This window comes from Streptomyces sp. NBC_00885 (genome assembly GCF_045207475.1).
Classification (GTDB): domain Bacteria; phylum Actinomycetota; class Actinomycetes; order Streptomycetales; family Streptomycetaceae; genus Streptomyces.
On record NZ_CP108796.1, the window covers coordinates 242,875 to 259,275 of the forward strand.

The following is a 16,401-nucleotide window of genomic DNA, read 5'->3' on the forward strand; positions in this document are numbered from 1 at the left end:
ACGATGGACTTCCGCTACACACCCGAGCAGGCCGCCCTCAAGAGCCGGGCCGCCGCGTACACCAGGCTCCTGATGGAGTACGAGAACCAGTCCGAGGAAGCGGGCGGCCCGCTGCCCGCCGACACCGTCCGCGAGCTGACCCGTGCCGCGATCGACGCAGGCGTGTACGCCATCAACATGCCGGCCGAGTGGGGCGGAGCAGGGCTGTCCCTGCTGGACCAGGTCATCGTCGAGGAGGAGTTCGGGAAGGTCACGAACTGCCTCTGGGACATCCCGTGGCGGCCCGCCAACGTGCTGGCGTACGGCACCGAGGCGCAGCGTGAGAAGTATCTGCTGCCCGTCATCCGCGGTGAGCGCTTCGACGCCTTCGCCGTGACCGAACCGGGCGCGGGTTCCGACCCCTCCTCGGGCACGAGTACCGCGACCCGTACGGACGGCGGCTGGCTGCTGAACGGCGAGAAGTGGTTCGTGACCTGCGGTGACATCGCCGACTTCCTGCTGGTCCAAGCCGATGCAGGCCCCGAGCGGGCGGCCACACTCTTCTTCGTCGACAAGCAGGCGCCGGGCGTGGAGATGACGCGTGTGCCGCGCTTCATGCACTCCGCGGTCAACGGGCATCCGGAATTCACCTTCACCGATGTGTTCGTCCCCGACGAGGACGTGCTGGGTGGTGTCGGCAACGGCTACGAGCTGACGAAGGAGTGGTTCACGGACGAGCGGTTGATGATCGCGGCACGCACCACCGGAGCCGCTGAGCGGGCTCTGGAGCTGGCGCGCGACTGGGCAGTTGAACGCCGCCAGTTCGGCTCCCCCATCGCCGACTTCCAGCTCATCCAGGGCATGCTCGCCGACTGCGCCACCGACATCGCCGTCAACCGCGCCTACACCCACCAGGTCGCCTGGGAGGCCGATCAGCCGCACACCGACCGCAAGGCACTGCACGCCAAGGCGTCGACGGCGAAGCTCGCGGCGAGCGAGGCGGCGGGCCGGGTCATCGACCGGTGCGTCCAGATCTTCGGCGGACGCGGCTACGACCGCTCGTACCCCGTCGAGCGCATGTACCGCGAACTGCGCGTGGACCGCATCTGGGAAGGCACCTCCGAGATCCAGCGACTGATCATCGCCAACGAGCTGATCAAGCGCGGCACCCGGGCGCTCGCGCTCCCCACCTCCTGACAGCCCGTCCGCACCCGGCCACCCCTAAATGAGGACTGACATGGACTTCCGTCTCACCGCCCGTCAGGAGGAGCTCAGGAGCTCCGCGCGCGGGCTCACCGAGTTCATCATGAAGTACGAGCTCGACTGCGAGGAGAACAACGGCCTGCCGCCCGCCGCCCACGCCGAGATCCGCGACGCTGTGCTGGACAGTGGGCTCCAGGCCGTCAACATGCCCGAGGAGTGGGGCGGAGCAGGACTGACGATCCTGGAGCAGGCCGTCGTCCAGGAGGAACTCGGCCGACTCACGGGTGCGTTGTGGGACATGGTGTGGCGCCCGGCGAACGCGCTGCGCTTCTGCACCCCGGAGCAGCGCGAGCGCTACCTCGTCCCGGTCATCCGGGGGCGGCGGCGTGACTGCTACGCGGTGACCGAGCCGGAGGCCGGATCCGACCCGCAGAACATCTCCACGACGGCGACGCGCACCGCCGGCGGCTGGGTGCTGAACGGCGAAAAGTGGTTCGTCACCGTAGGCGACCACGCCGACTTCATGATCGTGCTGGCCGCCGCCGGTGAGGAGGGTGCACCGACGCTCTTCCTCGTCGACAAGGACACTGCGGGCATCGAGATGACACGGGTGCCGCGCTTCATGCACACCTTCGTCTACGAGCACCCCGAGTTCACGTTCACAGACGTCCATGTCGGCGACGACGCCGTGCTCGGCGGCATCGGGAACGGCTACGACATCACCCGCTCCTGGTTCACCGAAGAGCGGCTGATGATCGCGGCGCGCACCACCGGAGCCGCTGAGCGCGCTCTGGAGCTGGCGCGCGACTGGGCAGTTGAACGCCGCCAGTTCGGCTCCCCCATCGCCGACTTCCAGCTCATCCGGGGCATGCTCGCCGACTGCGCCACCGACATCGCCGTCAACCGCGCCTACACCCACCAGGTCGCCTGGGAGGTGACCGAGGGCGCCTGCGACCGTAAGACGCTCCACGCGAAGGCCGCCATCGCCAAACTGTCCGCGAGCGAGGCGGCAGGCCGGGTCATCGACCGGTGCGTCCAGATCTTCGGCGGACGCGGCTACGACCGCTCCTACCCCGTCGAACGCCTCTACCGCGAACTGCGCGTCGACCGCATCTGGGAAGGCACCTCCGAGATCCAGCGCCTGATCATCGCGGGTGAACTGGTCAAGCGGGGCACGGGCGTTCTGCAGATGCCCTCTCCCGCCTGAGTCCGCCGGGCTCCGCCGTGGCCTTGTCGTCGCGGCGGGGCCTGCTCCCCTCACACGCCGTCACAGGAGGATCAATGGACGACATCGAGCGAATCGGGGTCGTGGGCTGCGGCCTTATGGGATCAGGCATCGCCGAAGTATGCGCCCTGGCGGGACGGAACGTCGTGGTGCTCGAGACGAGCCACGCCGCAGCGGAAGCCGGGCTCCGACGCATCAGCCGATCCCTCGCTCGCGCCACCGCCGCCGGGAAGCTGTCCTCCACGGACCGGGACGCCGCGCTGGCCCGCATCGAGACGACCACAGACATGGACCGGATGGCGGACCGAGACCTGGTCGCGGAGGCCGTCGCCGAGAACGAAGCCGCCAAGGTGGACGTCTTCGCACGCCTCGACGCGACCGTGAAACGGCCTGACGCGATCCTGGCGACCAACACGTCCTCGATCCCCGTCATCCGCCTCGCCGCGGCCACCGGCCGACCCGAGCAGGTGATCGGTCTGCACTTCTTCAACCCCGTACCGGTGCTTCCCCTGGTCGAACTGGTGCCGTCGCTGCTGACAGGCGAGAACACGGCACGGCGGGCAGAGGACTTCGCCTCCGAAGTCCTGGGCAAACAGGTCGTGCGCGCCCGCGACCGGGCCGGCTTCATCGTGAACGCCTTGCTCGTCCCGTACCTGCTGGCCGCCGTCCGGATGGTCGAGTCGGGCACGGCCTCGGTGGAGGACATCGACCGCGGCATGATCCTGGGCTGCGCCCACCCGCTCGGTCCGCTGGCACTCATCGACCTGATAGGGCTGGACACCACCCAAGCGATCGCGGAGTCGATGTACGAGGAGTTCCGCGAGCCGCTGTACGCGCCTCCGCCGCTGCTGGCCCGCATGGTCGACGCGGGCATGCTCGGGCGTAAGACGGACCGCGGCTTTCATACCTACCGATGAGCGCCGCACCGTCGCCCGGAGCTGCCGGAGAGACAGGAACGAGATACGGGAAGATGGAACGCGGGAGACCCGGCATCCCACCGACCACGCCGACGCCGATCCGACCCAGGGAGCACCAACGTGACGAAGGCCGAACGCACGCGCGAGACTCGTGAGCGGATTCTCGCCGCGGCGTGCGAGGTGATCGCCGAGGTCGGCTTCGAGAAGATCCGGATGTGGATGGTGGCGAAGCGCGCGGAGGTGTCAACGGCTCTGCTGCACTACCACTTCGAGACGCGCGAGAAACTCTTCACCGAGGCGATGACGTACTCGTTCGCACAGACCGGGACCGAGCTCGAAAGAGACGCGGGCTCGGTGCCCGCCTCGGTCATTCTGGCGCGGATCCTCAACAGCCTGCTCCCCACCGACCCGGAACTCAGGCAGGACTGGCGGCTCTGGCAGGAGCTGTGGGTTCGAGCCCTGCGCGACGAGGCCGCACAGCATCTGGCGATCGATCTGTACGGACAGCTCCACACCTGGGTCGGCGAGGCAATTCAGCGGGGCATCGACTCGGGAGAGTTCACACCCTGCGACATCGACGCGACGACCACGCTTCTGCTCGCCCTGTGCGACGGGTTCGGCATCCGCCTGATGCTGGCCGACTCCCGGGTCAGCGTGCGGACGGCGCAGAATGCCATCTGGGGTGCGGTGGCCGGCACCCTCGGGGTACCGGCGGAGTTCCCGGCTCTGTAACGCCGGCAGCGTGGGCGTCGGTGCGTTTCCGGCCCTGGCGATCGGCGGCGCGGCCGCGTTCGCCGGATCGCGGCCATCAGGCTCTCCCACTTCTTCCACAGCCGGGCTGATCGTGCTGCGTCCAACGGGTTCCTGCAGCCCTGCGGACGCACTCGGGCGTTCCGACTACGCAGCGAGGTGCGGTGCTGGGCGTCGCCGGCCAGGCGGAGGCGGCCGCCCACGACAGTCCGGCACCACCACGCTCTTCGCCGAGCCCACCTACGGGGCTGGCGTGCAACCTTGTCCACCGGACAGCCCGGCCCGAGCCTCGCACTTCTCTGCTCGCCCGCGTAGCTCAACTCGGGTTGCACGCAGGCTGTCACGGTGCCATGCCTGAGTCGGCGTTCCCACAGCTGAGGGGGCAATTATTGAACGCTGCACAACAGTGAGCCCGAAGAATTATCTGGTCCAACACCCCCAATCCGGACGCGCGAGAAGCAGGAGGGGAAGGATCGTTTCCCCTTTTCCCCACGCCGCTGGGAAATGGTGATGATGGTGCTGCACGAGAAAACGCGGTCATTGCCGTCGCCTCATGCTGCTGCCTGGACGGGGGGCTTCGGTGACTCAGCACCTCGGGGCGGGCATTCGACCAGCTGCCGCGAGGCCTTCCTCTACTACACACCTGATCTGGAGTTGTCATGTCATGGGAACCGTGGTGAGCATGCTCGTCGGGGCAGCTGGCACGGCCGGCGCGCTGGGCTCCTCCTCCTGCACCGGCCAGACACACAACGGGACCTACAAGGCCAAGCAGGACCTGGTGAACCTGCGCAGCGGTCCAGGCACCTCGTACGACGCGAAGGGGCTCATCCCCCGGGGCACCACCGTCCACCTCGAATGCAGCGTCCTGAAGAGGGACGGCGTTTGGTACTACGTAACCCCCAAGACGGGCGTCCACAAGGGCACCAAGGGCTGGATTCGTACCGACGCAATCGCCTGGTGAGAGACCGCGCCGAGCGCGGTGAACGCGGAGTCGGAATTCGGCCGAACGGACAACTTCCCCACCTGCGGGGCGCCGCCGGGGGACGGCGGCACCCCGCCCAGGGCCCACAACCCCGGCGCCAGTGCGCGACAGACGCCGAGGCGGCCATTCCGCGGGCGCGTCGAGGAACTCACTCTCTCCTCCCCGGGTAAGCCCTGGCTGGAGCCCTTCGTGGCCGGCTCGAGCGCTTCGTGTGGACCCAACGGGCAACGGCCACGTGTCCGCATCGCCGACGGGCACACCACATCGAACCCAATCCACCAGCGATCCGTCATCCGGCTCCAGGGCTCTTCGAGGAAGGCAATCACCGACCATGCTGCTCAGCCCGTCGCAGGCGCTGCACCGCGATCCAGCCCACGTTCAGGGAGGCGACCTCAGTGCCTTCCTGCCAGGACAGATCACCCTCGACCTGAGCGTCTGCTCCAACCGGATGGGTCCTCCACCCCAGGCCATAGAGGCGTTGAGGACGTTCCTCGCCGACCACCCCTCCGAACTCGTCCCCCCGCCGTACCGAGCGGAGGAAGGCTACCTCGCCGCTTATGCGGACCATCTCGGTGTGGACAGGCGTGAGTTACTTCCGTTGCGCGGCGTCACGGAAGGCATCGGTATTCTCTCCCGCCTTCTGCGCGACCAGAGCGTTGCCCTGGTCACCCCGGACTGCAACGACACCATGCAGCAGTTTCACTATGCGACATTCCTCAGACCGGAACGCGGCTCCCTCGACACGACCCGACGCCGCCTCAAACGCGTCCGGCAGGCAATGGCGCACCACCGGCACGTAGTGATCAGCAACCCGAACAATCCGTATGGGCACTTCATCCCCGGCGAACTGTTGCTGGATGCCTGCCGGCAGAACCCCCATTGCACGTTGATCGTCGACATGGACTATGTGGAGTTTCAGGGCAAGGGTATGAGCCTGGCAGGGGCGGCTCTCGACGCCGACAATCTCGTGGTCCTGCAGTCGTCCGGCAAGGCGTACGGACTGACGGCGGCTCGCGCCGGAGTGATGTGGACCCGCAATCGGGAACTGCGCAAGGCCGTGGCCTCCCAGCTCCTGAACTGGCCCTTGTCCCTGCTTGACATCGTCTTGCACACCGCAGCGCTCAGGGACCCTGCGTGGCTCGACGGCGCACGGCGGTCCATCAAACGCGATGCCCACGCGCTGGACAGGATTCTCACCGCCCGCTTTGGCGCGGCAGCGGTCGCAGGCGCGGACATCCATTTCCGGTTCGTTCGTCTCGATTCCCCGCACCTGGTCCACGCGCACCTGAAGGCGCACGGAATCGCGGTGCGAATGTTCGATGGCGCAAGCCGCGGTACCGTCTCCGGAATTCGTGTGACAACGCCTCACGGCGCGGCCGAGTTCGCCCAACTCGGCACCGCCCTGAGCACCCTGCCGCGCGAGGTGGCCCGGGTTCTGGAACCCCCGATGTATCCGGAGGACGGGGCCGCCCCGGCGTGATGCCGGGGCGGCCCTGGTGGGTTCGGAACCGGCAGGTCAGACCCGGCCGGCCTTCTCCAGCGCGGTGCAGCAGGTGTCGACGATCAGTTGTGTGACGACGTAGGGGTCGACGTTGGCGTTCGGGCGGCGGTCCTCGATGTAGCCCTTACCGTCCTGTTCGACCTGCCACGGGATGCGGACCGAGGCGCCGCGGTCGGAGACGCCGTAGCTGTACTCGTTCCACGGGGCGGTCTCGTGCAGGCCGGTCAGGCGGTCGTCGATGCCGGCGCCGTAGTTCTTGACGTGGTCGAGCGGCTTGGAGCCCTCGCCCAGCGACTCGCAGGCGGTGATGATCGCGTCGTAGCCCTCTCGCATCGCCTTGGTCGAGAAGTTGGTGTGCGCGCCCGCGCCGTTCCAGTCGCCCTTGACCGGCTTGGGGTCCAGGGTGACGGATACGCCGAAGTCCTCGGCGGTGCGGTAGAGCAGCCAGCGGGCCACCCACAGCTGGTCGGAGACCTCCAGCGGGGAGAGCGGGCCGACCTGGAACTCCCACTGGCCGGGCATGACCTCGGCGTTGATGCCGGAGATGCCCAGACCCGCGGCGAGGCAGCTCTCCAGGTGCGCCTCGACGATGTCACGGCCGAAGATCTCGTCCGCGCCGACACCGCAGTAGTAGCCGCCCTGCGGGGCCGGGAACCCGCTCTCGGGGAAGCCCAGGGGACGGGCACCGTCGAAGAAGGTGTACTCCTGCTCGATGCCGAAGATCGGCTCCTGGGCGGCGAACTTCTGGGCGACCGGGGTCAGTTCGGCGCGGGTGTTGGAAATGTGCGGGGTGCCGTCGGTGTTGAGGACCTCGCAGAGCACAAGCACGTTGTCCCCGCCGCGGATCGGGTCCGGGCAGGAGAAGACCGGCTTGAGGACCCGGTCGGAGGCGTGGCCCTCGGCCTGGTTGGTGCTGGATCCGTCGAAGCCCCAGATGGACGGCTCGGCTCCGTGAGCGAGGATCTTCGTCTTCGAGCGAAGCTTGGCGGTCGGCGAGGTGCCGTCGATCCAGATGTACTCAGCGCGGTAACTCATTGCTTCTTTCCTGGAGTTTCCGGGGCAGGAAGGCCCTGTCCCGTTGTGGGTGGGTGAAAGCCGGCTCGGATCCGCCGGGACCTTTTCAGTACGGCGGATTCCGGCAGCGCGGCGGGTCTGTGTGTGGTGCGGATTCGTCCGGGAATCCGTGGGCGTCAGGCGGTCTGCTTCCTGGCCCGGGGAGATGCCCCGACGGGCTCGGCCGCCCGTCTGAAGGCCTCGACGATCATGGTGTGGCCGCCGTTCTCCGCATCGGTGAGCGGGCTCCCGCCCCACCGATCGGTGGCTGCAGGGTCGGCGCCCTGCTCCAGCAGGTAGGTGACGACGTCGAGATGCCCCTCGCAGGCTGCCAGGTGGAGGGCCGTACGGCCGTCGTAGTCGCTGGAGGAGGGCGCGACTCCTGATGCCACACAGGCACGTACTCCGTCGGCGTCGCCCTTGCTCGCCGACCAGAGGAGCCGGATCGTTCCCTCGATCGCCGTCTGGTTCTTCTGCAGCCGCGGGTCGCGCTTGCCCTGCCGGTCGTCTCCTACGAGGGAGTCGTACATGTGGAAGTTGTACTTGGCGACCAGTTGCTTGCAGAACTCGATGCCGCGTACGGAGTTACCCAGCGCGTCGAGGCGGGGCGACCAGATGGCGATCCCCATGACCTGCGGGACGACAAGCATGAGCGCCCCGGACACCCCGCTCTTGGCCGGCAGGCCGATGGTGAAGGCGAACTCACCGGAGTAGTCGTACATGCCGCAGGACGACATGAGGGAGAGACACTTCTGTACGGTGTCGGTCGAGAAGACCCGGTCGCCGGAGAGGGGCACGACGCCGCCGTTGGCGAGGGTGGAGGCCACGGAAGCCAGCCCGCCGGCGTTGAGTTCGACGGAACAGCACTGGAAGTAGAACTCCAGGATCTCGATCAGGTTGGTGCCGGCCGGGAAGGCACCGTGCTCGCGCATGAAGTAGCCGAGGGCGAAGTTGCGGTCGGCCGTCTGCCGCTCGGAGAGGTAGACGGCGTTGTTGAATCCGACGGGGCTGCCGCCCGACAGCCGCCGCCAGGTGTCCGCGACGTAGTCGAAGCGGTCGGCGATGTCGAGTGACGCCTCGATGAGCGAACAACTCATGATGGCGCCTGAGTTGATCATCGGATTGTGAGGGAGCCCGTTCCCGTTGACCGAGAGTTCGTTGAATCCAAGTCCGCTCGGCTCCCGTCCCACGTGCCGGTGGACCACCTCAGCGCCGTGCCCCTCGAGCGTGAGGCAGTAGTTGATCGGTTTGCACACCGACTGCACGCAAAAGTTCTCACCGAAGTCGCCGATCGTGAACCGCTGGCCGTCCACCGTGCAGATCGCGATGGCGAACTGGTCGGGCGGCACACGCTTCAGCTGGGGGATGTAGTCGGCCACCTGGCCGCGCTTGTCGGGCAGCAGGCTCTCGTAGATCTCGGTGATGTCCGCCACGAAGGCGGGAAAGTCCGGGATGACGAGCTCTCCGGTGATGGCACGGGCAAGCAGGCGCCGGTTCCGCTGGCACAGCCTTGTGAACCGGGCGAAGTCCAGCCGTTGGTCGTCGCCGTCCGACTCCTCCGGCGCGGCCCAGATGTCCTTGATGCGCGGGTCTTCGGGAGCGATGCCCGCCTTTCGGAGTCGCTCCATGATCTCGACGCGCGAGACGCACCCTTGGGCATCCTTCTTGAAGGAGTCGAACAGCTCCCGCACTCCGCCGAGGTCGTCGTCCGTGCTCTTCCCTGCCCGCGGCACGGTGTCGGTACCAGGGGTGCTACTGGCGCTCCTCACTTTGGCGTCGTTCCCCGTTCTTCCCATGGCGGTACCTGCTTTCGTTCGCATGCGCTGCTTGCTCCCCCTGGAATGGCCGCGTGCGGCTGGACCGTGGCGGCAGCGGGACCACGCACACGACTGCGCAGGCATTCCCCGAACCGCACCCTGGGGCGGCGCTGTTGCCGGCAGCGAGGGGTTGTCCTCCAGCTGTCCGGGGAAGCGCTGTTGATGGATCTCACTTCACCAACGTCGGCAAGGTCCGTGCAAGCCAGAAGCCGCCGTCCGGCCAAACCCTTGGGTGTCACGGTCGATACCCCGGTCGACACCCTCGGTGGACAACCCCGGTCCCTTTCGGTTCGTCCCGAGACCGACGACACGCTGTGACTCCAGAACCCCTCGGCTCTTGAACTTTCCAGCAAATATGCTGGCGGCAGCCTTGCTCGTCACCACGGAGCGTCATCCTCGGCGCGCTACCCGGTACGGTGACGGCACGGTCGCCTCCCTGACCGCAGTGGGGGCTGGGTTGGTGAAGCATGACAACGGGGCAACGACCGTGCTTATTGGACGACAACGAGAACTCGCCACACTGGGTGAGCTGACCAGACATGCCGCACCCGGAACGGCGGTGATCGTGCGCGGGGGCAGCGGCGTCGGCAAGAGCGCCCTGCTCCGCAGGGTGCTGCGCCGAGCGAGAGCCGACGGGCATCTCGTCCTCTGCGCGACGGCCGACTCTCTGGACACACCGGCCGATTTCGGTGTCGTCCACCAGTTGCTGGAGCACGTCGCGGACGAGCAGCTGGACGAGACCGTGCAGGCGGCCATCGCCGACTTCCAGGCTCCGTACCGAGCCGCGGCTGCTCTCACCGGTGCCGGCCGCCGCGTCGTGCTGGGGATCGACGACCTGCAATGGGCCGACACGGCCTCGGTCAGATGGCTGAGCAGGCTGCTTCGCCGACTGGACGGGCTGCAGATCACGGTGGTCACCACCATGGGCCCGGAAGTCCCGTCCGGCGACGAGCACTTCATAGGCACGCTGCTACCGCTGTTCCGGCACCGCATCTGGCTCACCCCGCTCGGCGACTCAGAAGTCGGTGAACTCGCCGAGGCGGTGCTCGGGGTCGAACCCGAACCGGACTTCGTCACCGCCTGCCGCACCGCCACCGGCGGCATTCCCGCCCTGCTGCACGCTCTGCTCCGGTCCATACGCACCCATGGAGCGGCGCCGGACGCCGACACCGGCGCCGATCTCGCCCGCTACGTACCCGCGGAGGTGGGCAGAACCCTTCAGGCCAGGCTGCGAGCCTGTGGACCCGATGCGGTCGCCACCGCCGAGGTGGCGGCCGTGCTGGCCGGGTCTCCGGCGCCGACCGCCGACCTGATCGCCTGCGCCGCCGACGTGCCTCAGCCGGTTGTCGAGGACAGCCTGCACACCCTCACCGCCACCGGACTGATGGTCCGAGCGGAGGGTGGCACCGCATTCAGTTGCCCGGTGCTGTCCGTGGCCATCGCCAATGAAGTCCTGCCCAGCCGCCGTCAGGAACTCCACGCCCGCGCGGCGCGATACCTGATCGACCAGGGGGCCGCCTGGGACTCGGTCGTCCCTCACCTGCTGAACGCCCCGCTGGGCCAGGAATGGGCGATCGACGCCTTGCTCCGCGCCGCCGACGAAGCAATGGCGCGCGGAGACCGCGCGGCCGCACTCGGGTGTCTGAGGCGCGCCCTGCGCGAACCCCTGCCCGACCCGGTTCGTGCCCAGGCACTCGCCTCCCTCGGCGAGGCAGAACTGGCCCGCTGCCTGCCCAGCGCCGTACACAGCCTCCGCCGGAGTCTGGATCTCGCCACCGCGCCCGGCGAACAGGCCGCGGCGGCACGCTCGCTGTCGGCCGCCCTGTTCACCCTGGACCGCTATCCCGAGGGGCTCGACGTGCTGGAGCACGTCTCCGAGCGGATCCGCGCTGTTGGCCGAGTGGACGCTCTGCGTCTGGAGATCGACCTCGTCTACGCCCGGCTCAGCCGCACCTCCACCGCCGCCTCGGCGATGCCGCGGCTGATGGCCATGGACCTGGCGGAGGCCGAGGGAACCCTCGTACAGCGGCCGCTCGCCGCACTGCTCTCGCTCCGTTCGATCATGGACGGAGGCAACCCGGCGGACGCGGTCGCCTACGCCGAGCAGGCCATGAGCGGCGGGCTCTGCCCTGCTGACGACGAGTCCTTCGTCTACACCGCCCCGGTCCTGGCACTGGCCGCTGCAGGCCGCTCCGATCTCGCCCTCGCCCACGTCGACGCGACCATGGACGCCGGCCGGGCAGGAGGGTCCGCACTCCGCTCCGCATACCTCTCCACGCTGCGCGCCGGGGCCAACTACCGCGTCGGCAACGTTGCTGGATGCGAGGCCGACGCCCGCGCCGCCGTCGAGTCGCTGCGGGGTGTCGGCGCCGGACCGACCACCTGTCACAGCGTGGCCATGTGGACGGACGCACTGGTCAAACAAGGCCGTACCGAGGAGGCCGGGCAACTGCTCGCCGACCACGGGCTGATGGGCCGGCTCAGCCCCCACTGGGCCAATGACTTCACGGCGCTGGTCCGTGGCCGGCTGAGGATGGTACAGGGCCGGGTCCGGGAGGGCCTCGCCGATTTCCTCCACGCCGGAGCCCGTGCACGGACCCGCCGGATGGCCGGACCGGCCGTACTGCCCTGGCGCTCCGAGGCCGCGCTGGCCCACGCCTGTCTCGGTGAACACGAAGAGGCGAGTGCACTGGTCGAGGAAGAGCTCACTCTTGCCCAGGCGTGGGGAATACCGGAGGTCACCGGGGTGGCGCTCCGCGCTCGTGGGCTCATCACCGGGGGCTCCGCGGGCGCGGACATGCTCCGCGAGTCCGTCCTGCTGCTGGAACCGTCCACCGCGCGCTTCTCCTACGCCCAGGCGCTCGCCGACTACGGGGCGCTGGTACGACGCAACGGGCTGCCGTCGGGGGCGCGGAGTGTGCTGCAGCAGGCGGTGAGCGTCGCGAAGCAGTGCGGGGCGATCGCCGTGGAAGGCTTCGCCCAGGAGGAACTGCGGGCGGCCGGTTACCGGGCGGAGTCCCGCGCCTCACACGGGCTGGAGGCGCTGACCCGCTCGGAGCGCCGGGTTGCGGACCTCGCTGCCGTGGGCATGACGAACAAGGAGATCGCGGCGAAGCTCTTCGTCGGCCTGCGGACCGTCGAGGTCCACCTCAGCAACGCGTACCACAAGCTCGGTATCAGCGGCCGGGCCGGACTGGCGAAGGCTCTGGCCTCGTAGCCGGCGCGCGAGCGACAGGCGGGTACAGAAAAAGGACAAGAGGGTGCCGGGCAGTGGGGGGAAATCACTGCCCGGCACCCGGCCTGTGTGTGGCGGCCCGTTTCTCCGGATCACCGCCATGTGATGTGGGCTGGAACTCAGTCCTCGTGAGTGGTGGTGGGCAGCTGGGACTGGATGAGGTCCATCACGGAGGAGTCGGTGAGGGTGGTGACGTCACCCAGCTGACGGTTCTCGGCGACATCGCGCAGCAGTCGCCGCATGATCTTGCCGGAGCGGGTCTTGGGCAGCTCGGCGACCGCGAGGATCCGCTTGGGCTTCGCGATGGGGCCGAGCGTCCTGGCGACGTGGGCCCGCAGCTCATCCACCAGCCCGTCGTCCTCCGTTGCGCTGCCGCGCAGGATCACGAAGGCGACGATGGCCTGGGTAGTTGTGGTGTCGGCGGCCCCGACGACCGCCGCCTCGGCGACCTTCGGGTGCGAGACCAGTGCCGACTCCACCTCGGTGGTGGAGATGTTGTGCCCGGAGACCAGCATTACGTCGTCGACCCGCCCGAGCAGCCAGATGTCGCCGTCGTCGTCCTTCTTGGCGCCGTCGCCGGCGAAGTAGCGGTTGGCGAACCGGGACCAGTAGGTCTTCTTGTAGCGCTGGTCGTCCCGCCAGATGGTGCGGAGCATCGACGGCCACGGCTCGGTCAGCACGAGATAGCCGCCCCCTCCGTCCGGCACTTCCTCGCCCTTGTCGTCGACGACGGTGGCCGAGATGCCGGGCAGGGCGCGCTGGGCGGAGCCGGGTTTGGTGGCGGTGACGCCGGGCAGGGGGCTGATCATCATGGCGCCGGTCTCGGTCTGCCACCAGGTGTCCACGATCGGGCAGCGGTTGCCGCCGATGTGCTCCCGGTACCACATCCAGGCTTCCGGGTTGATCGGTTCGCCGACCGATCCGAGCACCCGCAGCGAGGACAGGTCGAACTTGGCGGGGATGTCGTCTCCCCACTTCATGAACGTGCGGATCGCGGTCGGCGCCGTGTACAGGATGGTGACGCCGTACTTCTGCACGATCTCCCAGAAGCGGCCCTGGTGCGGCGTGTCGGGCGTGCCCTCGTACATGACCTGGGTCGCGCCGTTGGCGAGCGGCCCGTACGCGATGTACGAGTGGCCGGTCACCCACCCGATGTCGGCCGTGCACCAGTAGACATCGGTCTCCGGCTTGAGGTCGAAGACGGCGTGGTGGGTGTATGCCGCCTGGGTGAGATAGCCGCCGGAGGTGTGCAGGATGCCCTTCGGCTTACCCGTCGTACCCGAGGTGTAGAGGATGAACAGCGGGTGCTCGGCCTCAAAAGCCTCGGGAGTGTGGTCGGTTGACTGGCGGGCGGTGATCTCGTGCCACCACACGTCGCGGCCGTCGGTGAAGGCCGTGTTCTGGCCGGTGCGGCGCACGACCAGTACGTGCTCGACCTGTGGGCACTTGGCGACGGCCTCGTCGACGGCGGGCTTGAGGGCGACGTCCTTGCCGCGCCGGTAGCCGCCGTCGGCCGTGATGACCAGCTTGGCGTCGGCGTCCTGGATACGGGCGGCGAGCGCGTCGGCCGAGAAGCCGCCGAAGACCACCGAGTGGACGGCGCCGATGCGGGCGCAGGCCAGCATCGCGATGACCGCTTCGGGGATCATCGGCATGTAGACGGCGACCCGGTCGCCCTTGGTGACACCCAGCTCGGTCAACGCGTTGGCGGCGCGGCTGACTTCATCCTTGAGCTCGGCATAGGTGATCGCGCGGCTGTCCCGGGGCTCGCCCTGGAAGTGGATGGCGACCCGGTCGCCGTTGCCCGCTTCGACATGGCGGTCCACGCAGTTGTACGCGACGTTCAGCGTGCCGTCCGCGAACCACTTGGCGAACGGCGGGTTCGACCAGTCCAGTGTCTCGGCCGGTTCGGTGGCCCAGGAAAGGCGCCTGGCCTGCTCGGCCCAGAATCCCAGCCGGTCGGCCTCGGCCTTCTCGTACACCTCTGCCCCAGCGTTGGCATGGGCGACCAGCTCGGCCGGCGGAGCGAAACGGCGCTCCTCTTTCAGCAGATTGGCCAGGCTTTCGTTACTCACTTCTCGTTCCTCATGGTCTGTTGCGAAGGATGAACCGTTGGAGGGCGTCGGCATGGACACCGAAGGGGGCGGTGGGCGGGGTCAGTTCGCGCCAATGCCCGTCAGGGAGCGGATCTCCAGCTCCGCGTGCTTTTCTGCGCCGCGCTCCTCGGGCCGGGACAGCACTGTGCCGAGCCACCCGAGCAGGAAGCCGAGCGGAATGGAGATCAGTCCCGGGTTCTCCAGCGGGAAGAGATGGAAGTCCGCGCTCGGGAACATGGATGTCGGCTTGCCGGAGACCACCGGGGAGAAGATCACCAGCAGCAGGGAGGAAGCCAGACCGCCGTAGATGGCGGCCAGTGCGCCCGTGGTGGTGAAGCGCTTCCAGAAGAGGCTGTAGACGATGGTCGGCACATTCGCCGATGCCGCGATCGCGAACGCGAGCGCAACCAGTGCCGCCGTGTTGAGCTTGTCCGCGAACATGCTCAACGCCACTGCGACAGCTCCGATCGCCACCGCAGACCAGCGGGCCACCCGTACTTCCTGCTTTTCGCCGGCCCCGCCCTTGCGGATGACATGGGCGTACAGGTCATGGGCGAAGGAGGCCGAGGAGGCCAGGGTGAGGCCGGCCACGACAGCGAGGATGGTCGCGAAGGCGACCGCCGAGATGACGGCGAGCAGCAGCGCTCCGGTGGTGGACGCCGGGCCGCCGCCCAGTTCCTCGGCGAGCATCAGCGCGGCCGTCGTGCCGGCCGGGTTGGATGCCTTGATCGCTTCGGGGCCGATCAGTGCCGCCGCGCCGAAACCGAGCGCGATGGTCATCAGGTAGAAGAAGCCGATGACCGCGATGGCCCAGTTCACCGAGGTCCGCGCGGCTCGTGCGCTGGGCACGGTGTAGAAGCGGACCAGGATGTGGGGCAGGCCGGCCGTGCCCAGGACGAGGGCGAGGCCGAGGCTGACGAAGTCGAGCCGGGTGAGTGAGCTGATGCCGTACTTCAGTCCCGGTTCGAGGAAGGCGTCCCCCTTGCCGCTGGCTTCGGCCGCCGAACCGAGAAGTGAGGAGAGGTTCCAGCCGAAGCGGTTCATCACCAGCACGGTCAGCAGCAGCGCGCCGGCCATGAGCAGGCCCGCCTTGATGATCTGCACCCAGGTGGTGCCCTTCATCCCGCCCATGGTGACGTAGAAGATCATCAGAGCGCCGACGCCCAGGATGATCCACTTCTTGGCGTCGTCGCCGGAGACCCCGAGCAGCAGCGCGACCAGCGAGCCCGCGCCGACCATCTGGGCCAGCAGGTACACGATGGAGACCACGATGGTGGAGATGCCGGCGGCGGTACGGACGGGACGCTGCCGCATCCGGAACGCGAGGATGTCCGCCATGGTGAACCGGCCGCTGTTGCGCAGCGGTTCGGCGACGAGCAGCAGCGCCACGAGCCAGGCGACCAGGAATCCGACCGAGTAGAGGAAGCCGTCGTAGCCGAAGAGGGCGATGGATCCGGTGATGCCGAGGAAGGAGGCCGCCGACATGTAGTCGCCCGAGATGGCGAGACCGTTCTGGAAGCCGCTGAACGACCGTCCTCCGGCGTAGAAGTCGGTGGTGCTCCTGTTGTTTCTGCCGACCCAGACGGTGATGCCCAGGGTGATGGCGACGAAGAGCAGGAACAGCGCGATGATCATGGTGCGGT

The 16,401-nt window shown here is 68.2% G+C and carries 11 protein-coding genes; 7 read left to right on the forward strand and 4 right to left on the reverse strand.

Annotated elements, in window-relative coordinates; genetic code table 11:
- Nucleotides 1–3 precede the first annotated feature (3 nt).
- The 6 genes from OHA61_RS01220 to OHA61_RS01245 all read left to right on the forward strand — a co-directional run bounded on the left by OHA61_RS01220 (nucleotide 4) and on the right by OHA61_RS01245 (nucleotide 6,536).
- Entirely contained in the window at nucleotides 4–1,176 is a 1,173-nt protein-coding gene (locus tag OHA61_RS01220) for an acyl-CoA dehydrogenase family protein (RefSeq protein WP_406301245.1), read from the forward strand.
- A 40-nt stretch (nucleotides 1,177–1,216) separates the two neighbouring features.
- Nucleotides 1,217–2,389 carry an acyl-CoA dehydrogenase family protein gene (locus tag OHA61_RS01225; RefSeq protein WP_406301246.1) on the forward strand — a complete coding sequence of 391 codons (1,173 nt, stop codon included), beginning with the start codon at nucleotides 1,217–1,219 and terminating at the stop codon, nucleotides 2,387–2,389.
- A gap of 74 nt (nucleotides 2,390–2,463) precedes the next feature.
- Nucleotides 2,464–3,324, forward strand: coding sequence for a 3-hydroxybutyryl-CoA dehydrogenase (locus OHA61_RS01230; RefSeq protein ID WP_406301247.1), 861 nt, complete (start codon nucleotides 2,464–2,466; stop codon nucleotides 3,322–3,324).
- 120 nt (nucleotides 3,325–3,444) lie between these two features.
- Nucleotides 3,445–4,056: a TetR/AcrR family transcriptional regulator gene (locus tag OHA61_RS01235; protein WP_406301248.1), complete on the forward strand. Its 612-nt coding sequence runs from the start codon at nucleotides 3,445–3,447 to the stop codon at nucleotides 4,054–4,056.
- 682 nt (nucleotides 4,057–4,738) lie between these two features.
- Nucleotides 4,739–5,035, forward strand: coding sequence for an SH3 domain-containing protein (locus OHA61_RS01240; RefSeq protein WP_406301249.1), 297 nt, complete (start codon nucleotides 4,739–4,741; stop codon nucleotides 5,033–5,035).
- A 352-nt stretch (nucleotides 5,036–5,387) separates the two neighbouring features.
- Entirely contained in the window at nucleotides 5,388–6,536 is a 1,149-nt protein-coding gene (locus tag OHA61_RS01245; protein WP_406301250.1) for an aminotransferase class I/II-fold pyridoxal phosphate-dependent enzyme, read from the forward strand.
- A 36-nt stretch (nucleotides 6,537–6,572) separates the two neighbouring features.
- Here the strand turns inward: OHA61_RS01245 and glnII are convergent, their stop codons facing one another.
- Nucleotides 6,573–7,592: a glutamine synthetase gene (glnII, locus tag OHA61_RS01250; RefSeq protein WP_406301251.1), complete on the reverse strand. Its 1,020-nt coding sequence runs from the start codon at nucleotides 7,590–7,592 to the stop codon at nucleotides 6,573–6,575.
- Between the two features lie 155 nt (nucleotides 7,593–7,747).
- Nucleotides 7,748–9,379: a glutaminase A gene (glsA, locus tag OHA61_RS01255; RefSeq protein ID WP_406301252.1), complete on the reverse strand. Its 1,632-nt coding sequence runs from the start codon at nucleotides 9,377–9,379 to the stop codon at nucleotides 7,748–7,750.
- A gap of 535 nt (nucleotides 9,380–9,914) precedes the next feature.
- On the opposite strand from glsA, the gene OHA61_RS01260 reads away from it, so the two are divergent.
- Nucleotides 9,915–12,644, forward strand: a complete 2,730-nt coding sequence (locus OHA61_RS01260; RefSeq protein ID WP_406301253.1) for an AAA family ATPase — start codon at nucleotides 9,915–9,917, stop codon at nucleotides 12,642–12,644.
- 137 nt (nucleotides 12,645–12,781) lie between these two features.
- On the opposite strand, the gene acs is transcribed toward OHA61_RS01260, so the two are convergent.
- The gene (gene acs / locus OHA61_RS01265; RefSeq protein WP_406301254.1) at nucleotides 12,782–14,737 is read right to left on the reverse strand and encodes an acetate--CoA ligase; all 1,956 of its coding nucleotides are present in this window, start codon (nucleotides 14,735–14,737) and stop codon (nucleotides 12,782–12,784) included.
- A gap of 81 nt (nucleotides 14,738–14,818) precedes the next feature.
- The gene (locus OHA61_RS01270; protein WP_406307252.1) at nucleotides 14,819–16,393 is read right to left on the reverse strand and encodes a cation acetate symporter; all 1,575 of its coding nucleotides are present in this window, start codon (nucleotides 16,391–16,393) and stop codon (nucleotides 14,819–14,821) included.
- Nucleotides 16,394–16,401 lie beyond the last annotated feature (8 nt).

Bases quoted from the DNA above. Each gene is read 5' to 3' on its own strand.
- OHA61_RS01220 (WP_406301245.1), top strand. From the start codon at position 4: ATGGACTTCCGCTACACACCCGAGCAGGCCGCCCTCAAGAGCCGGGCC.
- glnII (WP_406301251.1), bottom strand. From the start codon at position 7,592: ATGAGTTACCGCGCTGAGTACATCTGGATCGACGGCACCTCGCCGACC.
- OHA61_RS01225 (WP_406301246.1), top strand. From the start codon at position 1,217: ATGGACTTCCGTCTCACCGCCCGTCAGGAGGAGCTCAGGAGCTCCGCG.
- OHA61_RS01270 (WP_406307252.1), bottom strand. From the start codon at position 16,393: ATGATCATCGCGCTGTTCCTGCTCTTCGTCGCCATCACCCTGGGCATC.
- OHA61_RS01230 (WP_406301247.1), top strand. From the start codon at position 2,464: ATGGACGACATCGAGCGAATCGGGGTCGTGGGCTGCGGCCTTATGGGA.
- OHA61_RS01245 (WP_406301250.1), top strand. From the start codon at position 5,388: ATGCTGCTCAGCCCGTCGCAGGCGCTGCACCGCGATCCAGCCCACGTT.
- OHA61_RS01240 (WP_406301249.1), top strand. From the start codon at position 4,739: ATGGGAACCGTGGTGAGCATGCTCGTCGGGGCAGCTGGCACGGCCGGC.